This window comes from Burkholderia sp. HI2500 (assembly GCF_002223055.1).
Classification (GTDB): Bacteria; Pseudomonadota; Gammaproteobacteria; order Burkholderiales; family Burkholderiaceae; genus Burkholderia.
Genome location: NZ_NKFL01000005.1, coordinates 873,593 through 894,549 on the forward strand (window position 1 = coordinate 873,593; position 20,957 = coordinate 894,549).

Annotated in this window: 19 protein-coding genes; 5 read left to right on the forward strand and 14 right to left on the reverse strand. The window is 67.9% G+C overall.

Annotated features, from left to right (window positions below; translation table 11 throughout):
* The first annotated feature begins 399 nt into the window (after positions 1-399).
* Positions 400-1,185, forward strand: coding sequence for a helix-turn-helix domain-containing protein (locus CFB45_RS16990; RefSeq protein ID WP_089426523.1), 786 nt, complete (start codon positions 400-402; stop codon positions 1,183-1,185).
* A 99-nt stretch (positions 1,186-1,284) separates the two neighbouring features.
* Here the strand turns inward: CFB45_RS16990 and CFB45_RS16995 are convergent, their stop codons facing one another.
* The 4 genes from CFB45_RS16995 to CFB45_RS17010 are packed head-to-tail and all read right to left on the reverse strand — an operon-like array spanning position 1,285 to position 6,187.
* Positions 1,285-2,526: a multifunctional CCA addition/repair protein gene (locus CFB45_RS16995; protein ID WP_089426524.1), complete on the reverse strand. Its 1,242-nt coding sequence runs from the start codon at positions 2,524-2,526 to the stop codon at positions 1,285-1,287.
* Positions 2,523-3,170 (reverse strand): glutathione S-transferase family protein, encoded by a 648-nt coding sequence (locus CFB45_RS17000; RefSeq protein ID WP_089426525.1) that lies wholly within the window; start codon positions 3,168-3,170, stop codon positions 2,523-2,525. The genes CFB45_RS16995 and CFB45_RS17000 overlap by 4 nt, the downstream gene beginning before the upstream one ends.
* Positions 3,171-3,217: 47 nt before the next feature.
* A complete protein-coding gene (locus CFB45_RS17005) occupies positions 3,218-4,177 on the reverse strand; it encodes a complex I NDUFA9 subunit family protein (protein ID WP_089426526.1) in 960 nt (319 codons plus the stop codon).
* Positions 4,178-4,234: 57 nt separating this feature from the next.
* A complete protein-coding gene (locus CFB45_RS17010) occupies positions 4,235-6,187 on the reverse strand; it encodes a lytic transglycosylase domain-containing protein (RefSeq protein ID WP_089426527.1) in 1,953 nt (650 codons plus the stop codon).
* Positions 6,188-6,195: 8 nt separating this feature from the next.
* Here CFB45_RS17010 and CFB45_RS17015 point away from each other — a divergent pair, with 8 nt between their 5' ends.
* The gene (locus CFB45_RS17015; protein WP_089426528.1) at positions 6,196-6,804 is read left to right on the forward strand and encodes a 5-formyltetrahydrofolate cyclo-ligase; all 609 of its coding nucleotides are present in this window, start codon (positions 6,196-6,198) and stop codon (positions 6,802-6,804) included.
* A gap of 74 nt (positions 6,805-6,878) precedes the next feature.
* On the opposite strand, the gene CFB45_RS17020 is transcribed toward CFB45_RS17015, so the two are convergent.
* Complete coding sequence (locus CFB45_RS17020) at positions 6,879-7,391, reverse strand: winged helix DNA-binding protein (RefSeq protein WP_027788908.1); 513 nt, start codon at positions 7,389-7,391, stop codon at positions 6,879-6,881.
* Between the two features lie 148 nt (positions 7,392-7,539).
* On the opposite strand from CFB45_RS17020, the gene pxpB reads away from it, so the two are divergent.
* The 3 genes from pxpB to pxpA all read left to right on the forward strand — a co-directional run bounded on the left by pxpB (position 7,540) and on the right by pxpA (position 10,098).
* Complete coding sequence (pxpB, locus tag CFB45_RS17025; RefSeq protein WP_089426529.1) at positions 7,540-8,196, forward strand: 5-oxoprolinase subunit PxpB; 657 nt, start codon at positions 7,540-7,542, stop codon at positions 8,194-8,196.
* Entirely contained in the window at positions 8,193-9,260 is a 1,068-nt protein-coding gene (locus CFB45_RS17030; RefSeq protein ID WP_089426530.1) for a biotin-dependent carboxyltransferase family protein, read from the forward strand. Before pxpB ends, CFB45_RS17030 begins: the two co-directional genes overlap by 4 nt.
* Positions 9,261-9,333: 73 nt before the next feature.
* Positions 9,334-10,098 carry a 5-oxoprolinase subunit PxpA gene (gene pxpA, locus CFB45_RS17035; RefSeq protein WP_089426531.1) on the forward strand — a complete coding sequence of 255 codons (765 nt, stop codon included), beginning with the start codon at positions 9,334-9,336 and terminating at the stop codon, positions 10,096-10,098.
* Between the two features lie 560 nt (positions 10,099-10,658).
* Here pxpA and CFB45_RS17040 read toward each other — a convergent pair.
* From CFB45_RS17040 to CFB45_RS17080, 9 genes are all read right to left on the reverse strand, one after another.
* Positions 10,659-11,804 carry a TraB/GumN family protein gene (locus CFB45_RS17040; RefSeq protein ID WP_089426532.1) on the reverse strand — a complete coding sequence of 382 codons (1,146 nt, stop codon included), beginning with the start codon at positions 11,802-11,804 and terminating at the stop codon, positions 10,659-10,661.
* Positions 11,797-12,813, reverse strand: coding sequence for a peptide ABC transporter ATP-binding protein (locus tag CFB45_RS17045; protein ID WP_039354810.1), 1,017 nt, complete (start codon positions 12,811-12,813; stop codon positions 11,797-11,799). The genes CFB45_RS17040 and CFB45_RS17045 overlap by 8 nt, the downstream gene beginning before the upstream one ends.
* Positions 12,810-13,808: an ABC transporter ATP-binding protein gene (locus CFB45_RS17050; RefSeq protein ID WP_089426533.1), complete on the reverse strand. Its 999-nt coding sequence runs from the start codon at positions 13,806-13,808 to the stop codon at positions 12,810-12,812. The genes CFB45_RS17045 and CFB45_RS17050 overlap by 4 nt, the downstream gene beginning before the upstream one ends.
* 2 nt (positions 13,809-13,810) lie before the next feature.
* Positions 13,811-14,728: an ABC transporter permease subunit gene (locus tag CFB45_RS17055; RefSeq protein WP_089426534.1), complete on the reverse strand. Its 918-nt coding sequence runs from the start codon at positions 14,726-14,728 to the stop codon at positions 13,811-13,813.
* Positions 14,729-14,732: 4 nt separating this feature from the next.
* Positions 14,733-15,743 carry an ABC transporter permease subunit gene (locus tag CFB45_RS17060; RefSeq protein WP_089426535.1) on the reverse strand — a complete coding sequence of 337 codons (1,011 nt, stop codon included), beginning with the start codon at positions 15,741-15,743 and terminating at the stop codon, positions 14,733-14,735.
* Positions 15,744-15,860: 117 nt separating this feature from the next.
* A complete protein-coding gene (locus CFB45_RS17065; RefSeq protein WP_089426536.1) occupies positions 15,861-17,489 on the reverse strand; it encodes an ABC transporter substrate-binding protein in 1,629 nt (542 codons plus the stop codon).
* 335 nt (positions 17,490-17,824) lie between these two features.
* A complete protein-coding gene (locus tag CFB45_RS17070; RefSeq protein ID WP_089426537.1) occupies positions 17,825-19,132 on the reverse strand; it encodes an MFS transporter in 1,308 nt (435 codons plus the stop codon).
* Between the two features lie 191 nt (positions 19,133-19,323).
* Positions 19,324-19,635: a high-potential iron-sulfur protein gene (locus CFB45_RS17075; protein ID WP_039354792.1), complete on the reverse strand. Its 312-nt coding sequence runs from the start codon at positions 19,633-19,635 to the stop codon at positions 19,324-19,326.
* Between the two features lie 161 nt (positions 19,636-19,796).
* The gene (locus CFB45_RS17080) at positions 19,797-20,906 is read right to left on the reverse strand and encodes an NAD(P)/FAD-dependent oxidoreductase (protein WP_089426538.1); all 1,110 of its coding nucleotides are present in this window, start codon (positions 20,904-20,906) and stop codon (positions 19,797-19,799) included.
* Between the last annotated feature and the right edge of the window lie 51 nt (positions 20,907-20,957).

Below are 20,957 nucleotides of genomic sequence, written 5' to 3' on the forward strand. Positions count from 1 at the left end.
GTGACGCGGCGGGGTGCAGGCCCGAGGCAGGCCTGATGCGGCACGGCGCCGCTGCAGGTGGACGTTCGGCCCGGCGCGGCACGGCGCCGGACCGCCGTGCCGTTCCGGCAGCAGTCCTTGAAAAAATTTTCGTCCCACTTAACTTTTTTTGATACGCGCGACAGAATCTAGAACACGCCGAAATTGAGGTCAAGCTAAAATTTTCGTAGGGCTAAAATCGGCGCGGCGCCTGCGCATCCCGGCACAACGCGACATGCATTCTCCCGGCGACACGGCGCGGTACAATGCGCCGGCATCGCCGCCCCGACGGCCGTGCTTCGTGCGAGGCGCGGAAATCACCGTCCGGCGACTGCACCGCCCGTCCGCTCGCCTCCCGACTCGTTGTCACGAAAGAGATTCATGGATTCAGACATCATGCGTATCGGCCAGCGCATTCGCCGCCTGCGCCGGGAAGCGAAGAAGACGCTGCTGGAAGTCGCGACCGAGGCGAAGCTGTCGGTCGGGTTCCTGTCCCAGGTCGAGCGCCACCTCACGGGCATCTCGCTGTCGTCGCTCGTCAACGTCGCGAAGGCACTCGGCGTGCCGCTCGGCGCGCTGATCGACCAGCCGCGTCAGGCCCAGCCCGATTCGTACGAGGGTCGCCGCAAGCCGTACGCGCTCGACGCCAGGTCGCAGTGGTACGAACGCCTCTCCACCACGTTCGACGGCAGCCAGATCAACGCGCTCAAGGTGCAGATGATGGAAGGCTACCGCTCGGAATGGGTCGCGCACGGCGGCGACGAATTCGTGTACGTGCTGGCCGGCCGGATCTGCTACACGGTCGGCAAGAAGGATTACCCGCTGTCGCCCGGCGACTCGCTGCACTTCGACGCGCGCAAGCGGCATCGGGTCGCCAACGTGGGCGACGGGCCGGCCGAGGTGATCGCGGTCGGCACGCTGCCGCTGTTCGACGACCGTGGCGCCGGGTTCGTGTCGGCGACGATGGACGTCGGTAAGCCGGCGCCCGCCGCACGTGCGACGCCGGGCGAGCCGCGCGTGAGCCGCCGTGGGCCGGCGCCCAAGCGGGCGGAACGCGAGCGCGACGCCGGCGCGGCGGGAAAGGAAAAGAAGGCCGTGGCCAAGCCGCGCGCATCCGCCGGCAAACGCCCGGCGGCCGCGAAGCCGGCGCGCAAGAAGAAGTCGTAACGGTTGCCGGGGAGGCAGACGCAAGGCGCGCGCCCTTCCCGCCGGCCCTATTCGCCGCCCCTATTCGCCGCCCCTATTCGCCGCCCCTATTCGCCGGCCCTATTCGCCGATCTCGAGCGCGTGCGCGACGGCCTCGATCCGTGCGCGATGCACGGCGTCCTTGATCTTCTCCGTATCGTTGCCGATGCCGCGCGCGATTGCCCCGGCATCGACGCTGCGCGCGGCCGCGAGCGCAACGCGCAGCCGCTCGGCCTGCGGATACGGCTGGGTGTCGAGCCCGAGCCGCCCGCGCGCATCCGATTCGCACGCCTGCAGCATCTCGGCGAACCGCGCCGGCTTGCGCAGCGCGTCGCTGCGCTCGAACAGCCGCACCAGCGCGGCCGCGCCCATCTCCATCACGCGATGCAGGTTGCCGTGCTCGCGCGCGACGACCAGCGCGAGATCGCGGCATTCGTTCGGCACGCGCAGCCGCTCGCACAACGGCTTGAGCAGGTCGACGCTGCGCCCCTCGTGGCCGACGTGGCGCGGCAGCACGTCGGCGGGCGTCGTCGCCTTGCCGAGATCGTGCGTGAGCGCCGCGAAGCGCACCGGCAGCGAATAGCCCTGCTTCGCCGCATAGTCGACGACCATCATCACGTGCACGCCCGTGTCGACTTCCGGGTGGTAGTCGGCGCGCTGCGGCACGCCCCACAACGCATCGACCTCGGGCAGGATGCGCGCGAGCGCGCCGCACTCGCGCAGCACCGCGAACATCCGCGACGGCTTCGCCTCCATCAGCCCGCGCGCGATTTCCTGCCACACGCGCTCGGGCACGAGCGCGTCGACCTCGCCCGCCTCGACCATCCGCCGCATCAGCGCGAGCGTTTCGTCCGCGACCGTGAAATCCGCGAACCGCGCGGCGAAGCGCGCGATGCGCAGGATCCGCACCGGATCCTCGACGAACGCGTCGCTCACGTGCCGGAACACGCGCGCGCGCAGGTCGGCCTGCCCGTCGAACGGATCGATCACGGGCCCGACGAGCTCGCCCTCCGGGCTCACCTCGCGCGCCATCGCGTTGATCGTCAGGTCACGCCGCGCGAGATCCTCGTCGAGCGTCACGTCCGGCGCGTAATGGAACTGGAAGCCGTGATAGCCGGCCGCCGTCTTGCGCTCGGTGCGCGCGAGCGCGTACTCCTCCTGCGTGCGCGGATGCAGGAATACCGGGAAATCCTTGCCGACCGGCCGGAACCCCTGCGCGGCCATCTGCTCGGGGGTCGCGCCCACCACCACGTAGTCGCGGTCCTGCACGGGCACGCCGAGCAGTTCGTCGCGGATGGCGCCGCCTACTGCGTAGATATTCATGGCTGAGGCTCGTATTCGGCGATCACGTTCGTTTCGCGGCGCGCGGCATCGATCCAGCGCTGCACGGCCGGCAGCGCCGTCACGCGCGCCGCATAGCCGGCCGCTTCCGGCGACAGGCCCGGCGCGTACGTGTTGAAGCGCATCACGACGGGGGCGTACATCGCATCGGCAATGCCGAATTCGCCGAACAGGAACGGCCCGCCCGACGCCTCGAGACACGCGCTCCACAGCGCATCGATGCGCGCGACATCGGCGAGCGCGTCGGGTGTCGCGCCGCGCCCCGGCATCGACGCGCGCACGTTCATGCCCATCTGCGTGCGCAGCGCCGCGAAGCCCGAATGCATCTCGGCCGCGACGCAGCGCGCATGCGCGCGCTCGAGCGGATCGGCCGGCCACATCGGAAACTGCGGATAGCGTTCGGCGAGCGTCTCGGCGATCGCGAGCGAATCCCAGATCGCGACGCCGTGGTCGTCGACCAGGCACGGCACCTTGCCGGACGGCGAATACTCGCGGATGCGCGCGGCCGTGTCATCGTGGCGCAGCTCGATCGCGATCTCGTCGAACGGGATGCCGAAATGCGCGAGCAGCAGCCACGGGCGCATCGACCACGACGAGTAGTTCTTGTCTCCAATGACGAGTTTCATGACGGTGTTCCGGAAAACGCGAAGGTGGAAAGGAGGACGTTGCCGGGCTAGCGGCGCGAGCGGAACCAGTCGAACCGGGAGCGCTGCGCGGCCTGGCCGAGATACGCGGGCGCGATGCTTTCGAGACTCGCGGGCGAGATCCCGAGCTCCGGCGCGAGCGGCCCCGACAGCACGTTCGGCACCGACATCGTCGCGAGATTGTCGCGCGTGAGCACGGGCTCGCCGGGCAGGCATTCGAACACGCTCGCCTGCAGCCGCGCAAGCGCGTCGGGCAGCCGCACGATGCGTGCCTGGCGGCCGACCAGCGTGCCGCAATAGCGCACCAGCTGCTCGAGCGTGTAGACGGTCGGGCCGCCGAGTTCGTAGGTCCTGCCGTGTGCGGCTGCGAGATCGAGCGTGTTGACGAACGCGCGCACGACATCGCCGACGAACACCGGCTGGAAGCGCGCGTCGGGCATCGCGAGCGGCAGCACGGGCACCGAGCGCTGCAGGTTCGCGAACGTGTTGAGGAACGCATCGCCGGGGCCGAACACGACCGACGGGCGGAAGATCGTCAGCGCGAGCGAATCGGTCGCCGCGATCGCATGCAGCGCGGCCTCGCCATCGCCCTTCGAGCGCTGGTACATGCTCGCGCCATGCGAATCGGCGCCGAGCGCGCTCATATGCAGCACGCGCTGCACGCCCACCTCGGTGCAGGCGGTCGCGAGCGCGGCCGGCAGCGTGACGTGCGCGCGCTCGAAGCCGGGCCCGTACGGCGTGCCGCGGCCGCCATGCAGCACGCCGACCAGGTTGATCGCCGCGTGCGCACCGGCGACGAAGCGCGCGAGCGTGCGCGTGTCGAGCGCGTCGAGCTCGACGATTTCGACCGGCAGCATCTGCAGGTGGCGCGCGTGGTCGCGCCGGCGCGTGCCGATCCGCACCTGCTTGCCGGATTCGATCAGCGCATTGACGAGCCGGCTGCCGATGAAGCCGGTGCCGCCCAGCAGCGCGACGGTCTGGCGATCCATGTCGTGAGCCTCAAAAGAACACTGCCGCGTCTCGCGCGGCAGTGTGAAGATTGCGTATCAGGGCGAGATCATGCCTAGACGTTTCTTCAACGACTGCGGTTTGCCCTCGAAGAGCGCCGCGTAGTAGACGGTGTTCGACAGCACGTTCTTCACGTAGTCGCGCGTCTCGTTGAACGGAATCGTTTCTGCGAAGATCGCGCCTTCGACCGGCTGCGTCAACACCTGGCGCCACTGGCGCGGCCGGCCCGGGCCCGCGTTGTAGCCGGCCGTGGCGAGCACCGGCGAGCTGTCGAAGTTGTTGTAGATGTCCGCCAGATACCAGGTGCCGAGCTGGATGTTGGTATCGATGTCGTGCATCTGCGCGCGCGAGATCGTGCCCATGCCGAGCTTCTTCGCGACCATCTGCGCGGTGGCCGGCATCAGCTGCATCAGGCCGCCCGCGCCCACCGACGAACGCGCGCTGATGATGAAGCGCGATTCCTGGCGGATCAGCCCGTACGCCCATTCGGTGTCGAGGCCCGTCGATTGCGCATAGCGCTCGACGATGTTGCGGTACGGCGACGGGTAGCGCAGCGTGAAGTCGTGCTCGGCCTTCGTGCGGTCGGCCGTATTGACCGTGCGGTCGAGCAGCTCGACGCGCTTGCCGTATTCGGCCGCGGCCAGCAGCTGGCGATCGGTCATCCCGCGCAGCGGCCAGTTCCATTCGCGGTTGCCTTCGAGGCGCAGGTTCAGCGCATAGAAACGCTGCGCAAGCGCGAAGCCCGGAATCTTGCTCACCGCGTCGATCTCGGCGTCGCTCACCTTCGTGCGCGGCGGGATCGTCGTGCGCTGGCCGAGCTCTTCGCCGGCGAGCTGCCCGTAGAAGTTGAACTGGCCCGCGACCTGCTCGAATTCCTGGTTCGCCTGCAGCGTGTCGCCGCTCTGCTTGAGCGCGCGTGCATGCCAGTAGATCCACGCCGGATCGTCGCGCAGCGACGGCGGCATCTGCTCGATCGACCAGCGCACCATCGGCCAGTTGCCGGCGAGCAGCGCGGCGCGCGTGCGCCATTCGTAGCCCGGGTTCGACAGCGGCGCATTCGTCGATTTCGCGTACCAGACCGACGCGAGCGGCGAGCGCTTGATCGCGCCCTGGTAGCCGATCGCGCCCCACGCGATCGCCTGCTCCTGCTTGGTCAGCGACGGCGCGACCGTGGTCAGCATCCCGGCGGCGGCGTCCGGATCGTTGCGCGCCATGCGGCTGAGCGCGATCAGTGCGATCTGGTGCGACGTCGCGTCGGGGCCGACGCCGCGCGCGAGGTACAGCGGCGGCGCGCTCGTCGCCTGGTCGAAGCCGACCGGGCGCGGGCCGAGCGCGTCGACGATCTTGCCGCCGAGCGTCGTGTAGTTCTGCTCGTACGCGAGGCGCGCCTGCTGCCACACGTCGTCGCTCGTGAACTGCTGGTTGACCGTGAGCGCGGTGATCAGGTCGACGCACGCGTCGCCGTAATTCTTCGGCTCGACGAGCAGCGCACGCGCCGCTTCGGCGACGTTCTCGCCGCGCGCCGCGCGCGATTCGAGCGCATAGCACTTGACCTGCGTGTCGTCGTCGAGCACGAAGCGCTTGTATTGCTCGTCGAAGTTGCGCCAGTCGTGGCGCGCGCCGAGCACGAGCAGGTAGTCGTTGCGCAGGCGGTCGGCGATCGCCTGGCCGTCGTAGCGCTGCAGGAACGACTGCACGGGCGCGTCCGGCGCGTCCACGCGCGCGCGGCCCGTCGAATCGAACAACTGCGGCTTGATCTGGAAATACTCGACGTAGGACGGTACCGGATAGTTCGGGATCATCGACGCGAGCTGCGCGGCTTTCGCGGCGTCGTTGCGACGCGCGGCTTCACGAAGCTGCACGAAGGTCTGGTCATCCCCGGCGACCGTATCGTCGTTCGGTGCGGCGCACGCAGCCGTCCCCGCGACGAGCGCGGCGGCCGAAAGTGTGAGCGCGACCGCGCGATATACTCGGAAAAGGCTGTTCGACATCGTTTTGAATGGAGCACGAAGTGAGCGAAAGCATAGCACGCAACCCTGTGCCGAACCCGAAGGTTGCGCTACGCAAAACGCTGTCCGGCGCGCGTCGCGACGCCGCGTCGCAACCCGCCGCGAACGCCGCGCTCGATGCGCGGCTGCGCACGCTGCTCGACCGGCTCGCGCCGCGCACGGTCGGGTTCTACTGGCCGCTGCCGGGTGAATTCGACGCGCGCGAGGCCGTGCTCGCGTGGTGCGCGGCCGGCGCCGGCAGGCAGGCTGCGCTACCCGTGATCGACGAGCGGCACACGCCGCTCGAGTTCCATGCGTGGGACACGCACACGCCGATGCGCGAAGGTCATCACCGGATTCCGGAACCGGCGTCGGGAATCGTCGTCGTGCCCGACCTGTTGCTGATTCCCTGTGTGGGATTCGATCTGCAGCGCTACCGGCTCGGCTACGGCGGCGGCTACTACGACCGCACGCTTGCCGCCTGGCCGGGCAGCGAGCTGCCCGTGACGGTCGGCATCGCGTACGAAGCGTGCCGCGTCGATGCGCTGCCGGCCGAAGCGCACGATCTCGCGCTGCACTGGATCGTGACCGACGGCGCGCTGTACCCGGCCGCCGGATGACGCGGCGGGCGGCGCCGCATCCGTCGTCGCACGCCCGTCAGCGCACCGCGGCGCGCCAGCCGCGGCGCAACCGTTTACAGCGACGCCGCCGCGCGCGCGGCCGTGTCGTACAGGCCCGATGCGTTGCGCAGCAACTGCGCCGCGTCGCCGATCTGCTCGTTGGTGAGCCCGCTGTCCTTCAGCGTCTCGATCAGGCAGTGCTCGCGCACCTCGCGGTACTTCAGGCACAGGTCGCGGCCCGCGTCGGTCGCGAAGAAGAACACTTCCTTGCCGTTCTTCTCGCTCTTCACATAGCCGCGGGCGATCAGTTTTTTCAGCGCATAGGTCGCGACGTGCGTATCCTCGATATTGAGCACGAAGCAGATGTCGGCGAGCTTCTTCTTGCGTTCGCGATGGCTGACGTGATGCAGCAGCGACACCTCGACCGCCGTCATGTCCTTCGCGCCGGCCGCCGACATGCAGCGCACCATCCACCGATTGAAAGCATTGCCTGCCATGATGAGGCCGTATTCGAGTTCCGACAGCTCCGCGCTCGAATCGGAAACGAGGTGTTCGGATGACACGATCTTGGTCGCAGGACGCTTCATGGAAAGGCGGAGCAAGCCGGATGACAGGGTGTGCCGAGTGTACGCCAGAAGCCCCGACATACGGGCTAGGCGAAAACGCTTATTGGGAAGTTGTCGATATTTTATTGACAATGTGCGCTAACATTGCCGTCCGAACCGTGCCAGTCCGATGACGCAACCCCGCTTTTATCCGCTCGGCGATGCCGCCCTCGTCTGCGAGGTGCCGCCGCCCGCCACGCTCGATTGCCAGCGCCGCGTCTGGGCCGTTGCCGAGGCCGCGCGCGCGTGGCCCGACGTGATCGACGTCGTGCCCGGCATGAACAACCTGACGATCGTATTCGACGCGCTCGCCACGACGGCCGAGTCGCTCACGCCCGCGCTGCGCGACGCGTGGGAGACGGCCGACGTCGAGCACGCGGACGGCCGCGAGGTCGAGATCCCGGTCGAATACGGCGGCGCCGCCGGCCCCGATCTGCCGGCCGTCGCCGCGCATACCGGCCTGTCGGCCGACGAAGTCGTCGCGCGCCACGCGGCCGGCGCCTACGTCGTGTTCTTCGTCGGCTTCCAGCCGGGTTTCGCGTATCTCGGCGGGCTCGACGCCGCGCTGCACATGCCGCGCCGCGCGGCGCCGCGCCTCGAGGTGCCGGCCGGCTCGGTCGGCATCGGCGGCGCGCAGACGGGCATCTACCCGGCCACGTCGCCCGGCGGCTGGCAACTGATCGGCCGTACGTCGCACGTGCTGTTCGACCCGGCGCGGCCGCAGCCGACGCTGCTGCTGCCCGGCGACCGCGTGCGCTTCACCATTGCCGGAGTCGACGCACGATGACCCAGAGCACCGTACCGGGCACCATCGAAGTGGTGCGGGCCGGCCCGCTGTCCACCGTGCAGGATCTCGGGCGCCGCGGCGCGCGCCATCTCGGCGTCGCGCAGGGCGGCGCGCTCGACGGCCTCGCGCTCGAAGTCGGCAACCGGCTGGTCGGCAACCGCGCCGATGCGGCGGCCGTCGAGATCACGATCGGCCCGGCCGCGTTCCGCTTCACGCGCGCGACCCGCATCGCGATCACCGGCACCGAGTTCGGTGCGACGCTCGACGGCCAGCGCGTATATTCATGGTGGAGCCTGCCGGTCGAGGCCGGGCAGACGCTCGTGCTGCCCGCCGCGAAACGCGGGATGCGCGGCTACCTGTGCATCGCCGGCGGCATCGACGTGCTGCCGATGCTCGGCTCGCGCAGCACCGATCTCGCGTCGCGCTTCGGCGGCCTCGGCGGCCGCGCGCTGCGCGACGGCGATCGCCTCCCGGTCGGCGTGCTTCCGGCCGGGATGGGTTGCCTCGCGGCCGACGCGCCCGAATTCGGCGTCAAGGCGCCGGCGTGGTGCGCGTTCGTGCGCGTCGACGAGCCGCCGCGCCGTCACCGCCCCGCGCATGCGCCGTGGGCGATGCCGGTGCGCGTGCTGCCGGGCCCCGACTACGCGTCGTTCGCCGCCGATTCGCAGCAGGCGTTCTGGGATGAGGAATGGCTGGTCACGGCGAACAGCAACCGCATGGGCTACCGGCTGGCCGGTGTCGAACTCGTGCGCGAGCGGCCGGCCGAGCTGCTGTCGCACGCGGTGCTGCCCGGCACGATCCAGGTGCCGCCGAACGGCCAGCCGATCGTGCTGATGCACGACGCGCAGACCACCGGCGGCTACCCGAAGATCGGCACGGTGATCCGGGCGGACCTGTGGAAACTCGCGCAGGCGCGGCTCAACCTGCCGATCCGCTTCGTGCGCACGACACCCGACGCCGCGCGCGCCGCGCTGGCCGCGGAACGTGCGTATCTGCGGCAGATCGACGTGGCGATCGACATGCGCGAGGAAGCGCGCCGCCGCGCCGAGTCGCGCGCGGCGTGACAATGGCGGTAGCGGTACCGAAGGCAGTCGCGGTAGAGAAAACGGGCCACGCAATCAGTGGACGAGGAACATCATGCAAATCGATCTGAATGCCGATCTCGGCGAAGGATGCGGTTCGGACGAGGCGCTGCTCGACCTCGTGACGTCCGCGAACATCGCATGCGGGTGGCATGCGGGCGGTGCGAACGCGATGCGCGACTGCGTACGCTGGGCCGTGCAGAAAGGCGTGGCGATCGGCGCGCACCCGAGCTTTCACGATCCGGAGAATTTCGGCCGCAAGGAAATGCAGCTACCGGCCAGCGACATCTACGCGGGCGTGCTGTACCAGCTCGGCGCGCTGTCGGCGATCGCGCAGGCCGAGGGCGGGCGCATCGCGCACGTGAAACCGCACGGCGCGCTGTACAACCAGGCCGCGCGCGACCCGCTGATCGCCGATGCGGTGGTGTCCGCGATCCGCGATTTCGACCCGTCGCTCGCGGTGTTCGGGCTCGCGAACAGCGTGTTCGTCGCGGCCGCGCGGCACGCGGGGCTCGCCGCGGTGGAGGAAGTGTTCGCCGATCGCGGCTACCGCGCCGATGGCTCGCTCGTGCCGCGCAACCAGCCCGGCGCGCTGATCGACGACGAGGATACGATGATCGCGCGCACGCTGGACATGGTGCGCAGCCGGCAGGTGCGGGCGATCGGCGGCGAATGGGTGATGCTCAATGCGCAGACCGTCTGCCTGCACGGCGACGGGCCGCACGCGCTGGCATTCGCGAAACGGATTCGCGCCGCGCTCGAGGCGGTGGGCGTCGACGTGGTCGCACCCGGGATGCTGCAGGCCGACGAACGCGCCTGATCCGGCCGCTCGCGCTGGCGGACGCACGATCCGTCGCACAAAAGAAAAAAGCGCCCTCGTGGCGCTTTTCCGTTGGCACAATCGCTGCGGCTTCGCCGTCTGTCGATTCGCCCCCCGAAACCGTCTTGCGACGGTGACCGGAAAACTATTCCGGATTAAAAAACGTCCGCCGCCGCCCGATTACTGCCTTTCCCCGGTGGGACGACGGAACGTCGCTTATCCCGCAAGTCGGCCTGCATGCCTTGTTGTTGTCCGACGATGATTGGCCCCGCCGTACATGCAGACACTTCCGCGGCCGGCACGTGCACCACGTGCCGGCAACGCGCTAACCCCGCGCTTTATTTTCTGCTACCCCGTAGAACTTTTTCTATTCTTTTCATTTTTTCAACTTGTGGATCGAAGAATAGATATTGGCAGATCGGGATGTCAATCGTTTGAAACGCTATTTTCTGATGATTCGAGGGTTTTCCTTATCGAATCGCGTGCCCAACCAGGCGTTTGAGCCGCTCGCACGGCGTCGATCAAACAGGGGAGGATCGGTTCGGGCGCGGTGACGGCGATCAGTTCGCGTCGACGCTGTAACCTTGTTGACGCAACAATTCGAGCACGCCGCGCGGGCCGCCCAGGTGCAGCGCGCCGATCGCGACGAACAGCGGCCGGTTCGGTGCGGCGATTGCCGTCATCCGTGCAACGAAGCGCCGGTTGCGCTCGTACACGATCTTGTTGTCGATCGCGTCCGACAACGCCTTCGAACGCGCGAGCCGTTCGCTCTTCGCGACCGCCCATGCCGAGATCGCATCGGCGTCGCCAATTCGCCACAGTCGATGCAGCGCCTTGATGTCGTCGGCGTTCTGCGCGGGCGTCTGCACCATGTCCTGCGCGAGCATCTCGCGCTGCTCGGCGAGCGTCAGCCCGGTGAACGCGCGCATTTGTTCGGCGAGCGTCTCGAGCCCGATCACGCGGCCGCCCTTTTTCTTCAGGAACACGTTCTGCAGCTGCGCCTCGGTGCCGTATTCCGTCTGCAGGCCGGCCGACAGCGAATCGTAGGTCTCGACGACGAGCGCCGCGAGCCACGGCCGCATCTTGCGGATCTCGACGAGCGCGGCCGGGTTGCCGCGCAGGCGCACCGCGAGCCGCTGCCACAGCGGCTCGGGCAGCAGGCGCTGCAGGCACGGGTAGCGGCAGACGCCGTACTTCGACACGTCGTCCTGCGATTCGAGCAGGTCGTCGGGCGACAGCTCGAGCGCCAGGGTGGGCGACGCGGCGAGCGCCGCGAGGATGCGCGGCCGGAACGGCTGCACGCTCGGGTAGTCGGACGGGTCGCCGGTGTGCAGCGTGCCGAGCACGTAGAGCGTGACCTTGCCCTTGGTTGCAACGTAGAACGGCATGCGGGCGGGCTGCACGCGCACGGAGCCGCTTGAAACCGTGCCGTTCGACACGGCAGGCGCGTGGAAGCCCGGCAGGCTCATGCCGGGCGGCGGGACTTGCGATGGATGGATCGGTGAAGTGGCCGGCGCGCGCCCTTCGGCGCGCGCGGATTCGACGGGAACCACGAGGCTGGCCGCCACGCACGCGCCGGCCAGCGCCGCGCCCGTGACGGTACGCACGCTCCAGCGCCGCGCGTAGCGGCACGCGCGCATCACGCGCGCGCTGCTTGCCCCCGCACGGCGCACGCCGGACGCGCGCGCCGCCAACACCTCAGGCATTCTCCTCCCCGACTTCCTCGGCCCGATGGCAGGCCACGCGCCGGCCGTCGACCTCGCGCAGCTGCGGCTCCTCCACCCGGCAGCGCTCGACCGCATACGGGCAGCGCTGATGGAACGCGCAGCCCGACGGCGGATTGAGCGGCGACGGCAGTTCGCCCTGCAGCTTGATCTGCACGCGGCGGTCTTCCTCGAAGATCGCCGGCGTCGCCGACATCAGCGCGCGCGTGTACGGATGGCGCGGCCGTGCGTAGATCGTCGCCTTGTCGCCCAGCTCCGCGACGCTGCCGAAGTACATCACCATCACGTCGTCCGCGACGTGCTCGACCACCGACAGGTTGTGCGAGATGAACACGTAGCTGGTCTTGAACTGCTCCTGCAGATCCATGAACAGGTTCAGGATCTGCGCCTGGATCGACACGTCGAGCGCGGACACCGGCTCGTCGGCGACGACGATGCGCGGATCGAGAATCATCGCGCGCGCGATCGCGACACGCTGGCGCTGGCCGCCCGAGAACATGTGCGGATAACGCTTCGCGTGCTCGGGCCGCAGGCCGACCGTGCGCATGATCTGCGCGATGCGCTGCGCGCGTTCGGCGGCGGTCAGGTTCGCGTTGATCTCGAGCGGCTCGGAAAGCGTCTGCTCGACGGTCTTGCGCGGATTCAGCGACGCGAACGGGTTCTGGAACACCATCTGCACGCGGCGGCGCAGGTCGGCCACCGTCTCGCGGCTGGCGCCGGCGACGTTCTTGCCGTCGATCGTCAGGCTGCCCGAGGTGGGCGTCTCGATCATCGTCAGCTGGCGGGCGAGCGTCGACTTCCCGCAGCCCGATTCGCCGACGACGGCGAGCGTCTTGCCGCGCTTCAGCGAGAACGACACGCCGTTCAGTGCCTTCACCGTGCCCTGCCCGAACATCCCGCGCTTCACCGAATAGTGTTTCGCGAGGCCGTCGGCCACCAGCACGGCTTCCTCGTCGTGCGACACGCGAGGCGTTTGATTGACTGCATTCATCGTGCACCTCCCGTCAGGTCGAGGTTGGAAACGTTGAGCGGCTTGATGCAGCGCGCGCGCATCGCATCGTTGGCCGGCACCAGCGTGTCGAGCGCCGGCCGCGCCTTGCGGCAGTCGTCGACGACGTACTTGCAGCGCGGCGCGAACAGGCACCCGGACGGGCGATCATCGCGGCCCGGCACCATGCCGGGCAATGCGGCAAGGCGACGCGCCCCCTGATTGTGCTCGGGAATCGCCGCGAGCAGCGCTTCGGTGTACGGATGATGCGGTGCACGGAAGATGTCGGGCACGCGGTTGGTCTCGATCACCTCGCCCGCGTACATCACCGCCACGCGCTGCGCGACTTCCGACACCACGGCCAGGTCGTGCGAGATCAGCACGAGCGCCATCCCGCGCTCCTTCTGCAGCTTCACGAGCAGGTCCATGATCTGCGCCTGGATCGTCACGTCGAGCGCGGTGGTCGGCTCGTCGGCGATCAGCAGCTTCGGATTGCACGCCACCGCCATCGCGATCATCACGCGCTGGTTCATCCCGCCCGACATCTGGTGCGGGAACGACGCGATGCGGTTCTTCGCATCGGGAATGCCGACCTGGTCGAGCAGCTCGAGCGCGCGCCGGTGCAGCGCGTCGCCGCGCAAGCCCTCGTGCAGCTTCAGCACTTCCTTGATCTGGTAGCCGACCGTATAGCTCGGGTTCAGGCTCGTCAGCGCGTCCTGGAACACCATCGCGATGTCCTTGCCGACGATCTTGCGGCGCGCCTTCGGCGACGCCTTCAGCAGGTCGACGCCGTTGAACGTGACTTCGTCCGCCGTCACCTTGCCCGGCGCGTCGATCAGGCCCATCAGCGCCATCATCGTCACGCTCTTGCCCGAGCCCGATTCGCCGACGACGCCCACCACCTCGCCCGGCGCGATCGACAGGTTGATCCGGTCGACCGCAGGCAGGCCGTTGAAGTTCACCGCGAGATTGCGGATGGTCAGAAGATCTTGGCTCATGTTCACGCCATCCGTTTCAGTTTGGGATCGAGCGCGTCGCGCAGCCCGTCGCCGAGCAGGTTGATCGCGAGCACCGAAATCAGGATCGACAGGCCCGGCATCGTCACGATCCACCACGCATTGTCGATGTAGTCGCGCGCGGAGGCCAGCATCGCGCCCCACTCGGCGGTCGGCGGTTGCACGCCGAGGCCGAGGAAGCCGAGCGCGGCCGCATCGAGGATGGCCGACGAGAAGCCGAGCGTCGCCTGCACGATCAGCGGCGCCGTACAGTTCGGCAGCACCTGCGAGAACATCAGGCGCAGCGTGCCGGCACCGGCCACGCGCGACGCCGTCACGTACTCCTTCTGCAGCTCGCCGAGCGCCGATGCGCGCGTGAGGCGCACATAGGCCGGCAGCGCGACGATCGCGATCGCGAACATCGTGTTGGTGAGGCCCGGGCCGATGATCGCGACGACCGCGACCGCGAGCAGCAGCGACGGCAGCGCGAGCAGCACGTCCATGATGCGCATCACGGGCGTGTCCGCCCACTTCTGGAAGAACGCGGCGACGAGCCCGAGCACGATGCCGGGGATCAGCGCGAGCACGACCGACACGAAGCCGATCCAGAACGACATCCGTGCGCCGAACATCAGCCGCGAAAGAATGTCGCGGCCTGCTTCGTCGGTGCCGAGGATGAATTTCCAGTTGCCGCCTTCGAGCCATGCGGGCGGGATCTTCACGAAGTCGCGGTATTGCTCGACCGGGCTGTGCGGCGCGAGCAGCGGCGCGAGCAGCGCGACCAGGATCAGCACGATCACGACGATGCCGGCGCCGACGGCGCCCCGGTTGCGCGAGAAGTTGGCCCAGAACTCGCGCAGCGCGAGCGCACGGCCGCCGGCCGGCGCGGATTCGGTCGGCAGGGTATTTTGCAGATTGCTCATGGGATTACCTCGTGTGGCGGATGCGCGGATTCAGCACGCCGTACAGCAGGTCGACGACCAGGTTCACGACGATCACGAGCGTCGCGATCAGCAGGATGCCGCCCTGGACGACCGGATAGTCGCGGCGGCCGATCGCATCGATCAGCCACTTGCCGACACCGGGCCACGAAAAGAGCGTCTCGGTCAGCACGGCGCCCGCGAGCAGCGTGCCGATCTGTAGGCCGATCACGGTGACGACCGGGATCAGCGCATTGCGCAGCGCATGCACGACGACCACGCGCGCGGGCGACAGCCCCTTCGCGCGGGCGGTGCGGATGTAGTCCTCGCGCAGCACTTCGAGCATCGACGAGCGCGTCATCCGCGCGATCACCGCGAGCGGGATCGTGCCGAGCACGATCGCGGGCAGGATCAGGTGGCTGACCGCCGACTTGAACGCGCCTTCATCCGGCGCGAGCAGCGCGTCGATCAGCATGAAGCCCGTCGGGTGCGGGAAATCGTATTCGACGGCGATGCGCCCCGACACCGGCGTCCAGCCGAGATATGACGAAAACACCATGATGAGGATCAGCCCCCACCAGAAGATCGGCATCGAGTAGCCGGTAAGCGCGGTGCCCATCACGCCATGGTCGACGACCGAGCCGCGCCGCAATGCGGCGATCACGCCGGCCGGCAGCCCGACCGCGAGCGCGAACACGAGTGCGCACAGCGACAGCTCGACGGTCGCCGGGAAGCGCGCGAAGAACTCGCCCGCGACGCTCGTGTTGGTGATGATCGACATGCCCAGGTCGCCATGCAGCGCCCGGCCGATGTAGTGGATGTACTGCATGGGCAGCGGCTGGTCGAGCCCGAGGCGTTTCATCGCCTCCGCATGCATCGCGGGATCGACGCCGCGCTCGCCCATCATCACTTCGATGGGGTCGCCCGGTATCAGGTGAATCAGCGCAAACGCCAGGATGGTGATGCCGATGAAAGTCGGGATCACCATGCCCACGCGGCGCAACACGAATGTGAACATGATGCGTCTCGTATTTTCTTGTGGGAAATGTGCGACCGGCGACGGGAAGCTTTTGGCCTCCCGCCGCCGGATGAATTAGCCGGTCTCGGTCTTCGTAGACAGCTTACGCCGGGTGCGTTACTTCACGCTCACACCGTCGAAGCGGGCATAGCCGAGCGGCTCGATACGCATGTCGACCACGGTCTTGCGCACCGGCTGGTAGACCGTCGAGTTCGCGATCGGCGAGAACGGCAGCTGTTGCGCGAAGATCTGCTGAGCCTGCATGTAGAGCTTGGTCCGCGCGTCCTGGCCCGTCGTCGTGCGGCCCTTCTGGACCAGCTCGTCGAACGGCTTGTAGCACCAGTGCGAGAAGTTGTTGCCCTTGATCGCTTCGCAGCCGAGCAGCGTGCCGAGCCAGTTGTCCGGATCGCCGTTGTCGCCCGTCCAGCCGATCAGCATCGTGTCCTGCTCACCCGAGTGCGCGCGCTTGATGTACTCGCCCCACTCGTACGTGACGATCTTCGCCTTCACGCCGATCTTCGCCCAGTCGGCCTGGATCATCTCGGCCATCAGGCGGGCGTTCGGGTTGTATGCGCGCTGCACCGGCATCGCCCACAGCGTGATCTCGAAACCGTTCGGGAAGCCGGCCTTCGCGAGCAGCGCCTTCGCCTTCGCGGTGTCGTTCGGCGCCATCTTCAGGTTCTTGTCGTACGACCATTGGGTCGGCGGCATCGGCGCGGTCGCCGCCTGGCCTGCGCCCTGGTAGACGGACTCGAGGATCGCCTTCTTGTTGATCGCCATGTCGAGTGCCTGACGCACCTCGAGCTTGTCGACCGGCTTGTGCTCGACGTTGTACGCGAGATAGCCGAGGTTGAAGCCTGCCTGCGACGGCATGTCGACGCCCGAATCGGCCTTCAGCGTCGCGATGTCGGCCGGACGCGGATAGCTCATCACCTGGCATTCGTTGCGCTTGATCTTCTGCACGCGCACGCCCGGATCCGGCGTGATCGAGAAGATCAGCTTCGAGATCTTCACTTCGCCCTTCTTCCAGTAATCAGGATTGCCGTCGAATCGGATCGTCGCGTCCTTCGTGTAGCTGCGGAAGATGAACGGGCCCGTGCCGACCGGCTTCTGGTTGATGTCGGCGGCCTTGCCTGCCTTCATCAGCTGGTCGCCGTATTCGGCCGACAGGATCGACGCGAATTCCATCGCCATGTTCTGGATGAACGGCGCATTCGGCTCGGCGAGCGTGAACTTCACGGTGTACGGATCGACCTTCTCGACCTTCGTGATCAGCTTGTCGAGACCCATGTCGGTGAAGTACGGGAACGACACCGGGTACGCCTTGCGGAACGCCTGGTTCGGGTCGAGCATGCGCTGGAACGTGAACAGCACGTCGTCCGCGTTGAATTCACGCGTCGGCTTGAAGAAGTCCGTCGTGTGGAACTTCACGCCGTGGCGCAGATGGAACGTGTACACCTTGCCGTCCGGCGACACGTCCCACTTCTCTGCGAGGCCCGGCTCGACCTTCGTGCCGCCGCGCTCGAATTCGACGAGGCGGTTGTAGACGGTGAACGTGGCGGCGGTGAAATCGACGCCGGTCGTAAATTGCGCGGAATCGAAACCCGCCGGGCTGCCTTCTGAGCAGTAGACGAGCGTTTTGTTCGGAATCTGTGCGAATGCAGAGCCCGCGACGCCGAGCGATGCCGCTGCCACGCCTGCAATGGCGGTAACACGCAGGGTGTGCAACAGACGGTTGTATTCCATGTTTCCTCCAGGTCTCCAGATCGGAACCGGCCCGCCAGGGGCCGGCGTACGCGGATATTACTTGAGCTAACGATGTGGCAACAAGCTGGAGAAAAAACTCTTCTAGATGTCCCGCCGGGTTTTTGCCGATGTTTAGTGGGAGTAAAAAATGCGACAACGCGCGCGAGCGCCCATTTCGTTCATTTCGCGCAAGTTTCGTTCGACGACTAAACAATTCGGGCGCGAACACGAAGGCCCGGCGCACCGCTTTCCCGTGTTCCGCAGCACATCATTGCGTTTTGCGAAACGATCCGGTGATCGTCGTCAAATCGTCATGTTGTCGCGTCGCCGCGTCGTCACGCCGGCGCGTCGAGGTCGGCGCTGCGCGCGGGCACGAACGCGACCGCGACGATCGACAGCGCGATCCCGGCCATCACGTAGTAGGTCGGCGCGAGCGGCGTGCCCGTGACCTTGATCAGCCATGTGACGATGAACTGCCCGAAGCCGCCGAACAGCATCACCGCGACGTTGTACGCGATCGACAGCCCGGTCGAGCGCACGTTGGCCGGGAACAGCTCGGCGATCATCGCGCCGAACGGCCCGTAGTAGCCCGCGAGCGTGACCGACAGCACGGCCTGCACCGCGATCAGCCGCGCGATGCTCGGCGCCGCGTCGAGCCAGGCGAACAGCGGATACAGCAGCACGAGCGTGAGCGCGAGCGACCACAGCGACAGCCCCTTGCGGCCGATGCGGTCCGACCACGCGCCCGCGATCGGCGACAGCACCATCAGCAGCAGGTTGCCGACGATCACCGCATAGAAGGATTCCGCGTAGGGCAGCTTCAGCTGCTTCACCGCGAAGGTCGGCAGATAGCTGATCAGCACGTAGATCGTCACCGTCAGCGCGATCACCGAGCCGAGCCCGCACAGCACCTCGCGCGGGTAGCGCGTGAACACTTCGCCGAGCGTCACGCGGCGCGCGCTTTGCTGCGCATGCAGGAACGCCTCGGAATCGGCGAGATGGCGGCGGATGTAGAAGCCGATCGGGCCGATCACGAGCCCGAGGATGAACGGCACGCGCCAGCCCCAGCTGCGCAGCGCCTCGTGCGACAGCCCGCGCGTGACGGCCGCGCCGACGAGCGCGCCGATCAGCAGCGCGGCCGCCTGGCTCGCCATCTGCCAGCTGCCGTAGAAGCCGCGTTTCGAGAATGGCGCGGCTTCGATCAGCAGCGCCGTCGCGCTGCCGAATTCGCCGCCCGCAGAGAAGCCCTGCAGCAGACGGCCGAGCACGATCAGGAGCGGGCCGCCGATGCCGATCGCCGCATACGGCGGCGCGACCGCGAGCAGGAAGATGCCGGCCGTCATCAGGAGGATCACGAGCGACAGCGCGGCCTTGCGGCCCGCGCGATCCGCGTACAGCCCGAACACGATGCCGCCGATCGGACGCATGAAGAACGCGACGCCGAACGTCGCGGTGGTCAGCAGCAGCGACGAGTATTCGCTGGAGGTCGGGAAGAACAGCTCGGCGATCACGACCGTCATGAAGCCGAACACCGTGAAGTCGTACCACTCGAGCGCATTGCCGATCACGGCGGCCGCGACCGCACGCCGGTTCAGTGCACGCTCGGGCCGGCTCGTTTTCGTTGAATTCGCAATCGTCGCCATGCGTGCCTCGTCCTCGTCGGTTCGCCGTGTCGGGCTGCGCGGCGCGCGGGGTGCCCGCGGCGCGCCGGTGTGCAGCGAGTGTAGAAAGCGACGGAACCGTTTTCAAGCAATAAAAAACGCCCGCCATCTTTCGACGGCGGGCGTTGTGCGGTTTTCGCCACAATGCGGCATCGCACGATGCCGCACGGGCCTCAACCCATCTTCGAGAAGGCGCTGCACCAGCCCTTCGCCGACACCTGCTTGCCGGGGAAGGCGCCGCACGGGCCCGAGGCCGAGCCCTTCTTGCCCTGGTACAGCATGCAGGCCGCGCAATCCTGGCCTGCCGCGTATTTCGGGTACTTCGTCTTGTCGACCTTCGTCGCATCGGCCTTGTAGCCGAGTGCCGTCGCGGTCGGGTCGCTTTCCGCGAGCATCGGCGCATCGGCCAGCGCTTCACGCGACAGCGCCAGCGCGGACACGGCACCAATGCTCGTAATCAGGAAACTCCGACGGGATGTTTTCATGGGGGACTCGCTCCAACGTTATCGGTTTGAAAGCTGTTCTGGCGACAGCCGTTCGACAGAATAACGCTCAAGCGAATAAATGTGCGCGCCGAAATTCCAGAGATAAGGAATTTCACACGGCCGATACGCATTCGCGACCTCCCCGCCACGCGCGCGCCGCGTCAGCGGTAAGCCGTCATGTCGCCCACCCGCTGCGCGAGCGCAAGCGACGCGGTGAGCCCCGGCGATTCGATGCCGAACAGGTTCACGAGCCCGCGCACGCCATGCTGCGCGGCGCCCTGCACGATGAAGTCTGCCGGCGGCTCGCCGGGGCCCGCGAGCTTGGGCCGGATGCCCGCGTACGCCGGCTGCAGCGCGTCGTCGGGCAGGCCCGGCCAGAACGCGCGGATCGACGCGTAGAACGCGGTCGCGCGCGCCGGATCGACTTCGTAGCGCAGCGCATCGATCCATTCGACGTCCGGGCCGAAGCGCGCCTGCCCGCCGAGATCGAGCGTCAGGTGCACGCCGAGCCCCGCGCGGTCGGGCATCGGATAGATCAGGTGGGAAAACGGTGCGCGCCCCGACAGGCTGAAGTAGTTGCCGCGCGCGAGATAGAGCGGCGGCACCCAGCGCGGGTCGAGGCCGCGCGTGCGGCGCGCCAGCGCCTGGGCGCCGAGGCCCGCGCTGTTGATCACGCAGGCGGCCTCGATCTCGGTCGGCGCGTCGCCGCCCGTGCGCACGACGAAGCGCCCGCCGCGCAGCACGTCGATCGATTCGACCGGGGATTTCAGCGCGCACACGGCGCCGTCGCGCTCCGCGTCGCCGAGCAGCGCGAGCATCAGCTGGTGGCTGTCGACGATGCCGGTGGACGGCGAGAACAGCGCCTCGACGCATTCGAGCGCGGGCTCGAGCGTCTGCGCCTCGGCGCGCGTGAGCGGCATCAGGTCGAGCACGCCGTTTTCGGTCGCGCGTGCGGCGATCGCCCTCAACTGCTTCACCTGCGCGGCGCTCGTGGCGACGAGCAGCTTGCCGGCGCGCCGGTGCGGCACGTGATGGGTCTCGCAGAATTCGTACAGCAGGTCGCGCCCGTGCACGCACGACGTCGCCTTCAGCGACCCGCGCGGATAGTAGAGCCCCGCGTGGATCACTTCGCTGTTGCGCGAACTCGTACCCGTGCCGATCGCATCGGCGGCCTCGAGCACGAGCGTTTCACGCCCGCGCGCGGCCAGTTCGCGCGCAATCGCCAGACCGACGACGCCCGCGCCGATCACGACACAATCCATCTGCTCCATGACGTTTCGCGCCGCTAGCGCGTCGAGGGGAGAGAAGAGAATTGTACGTCC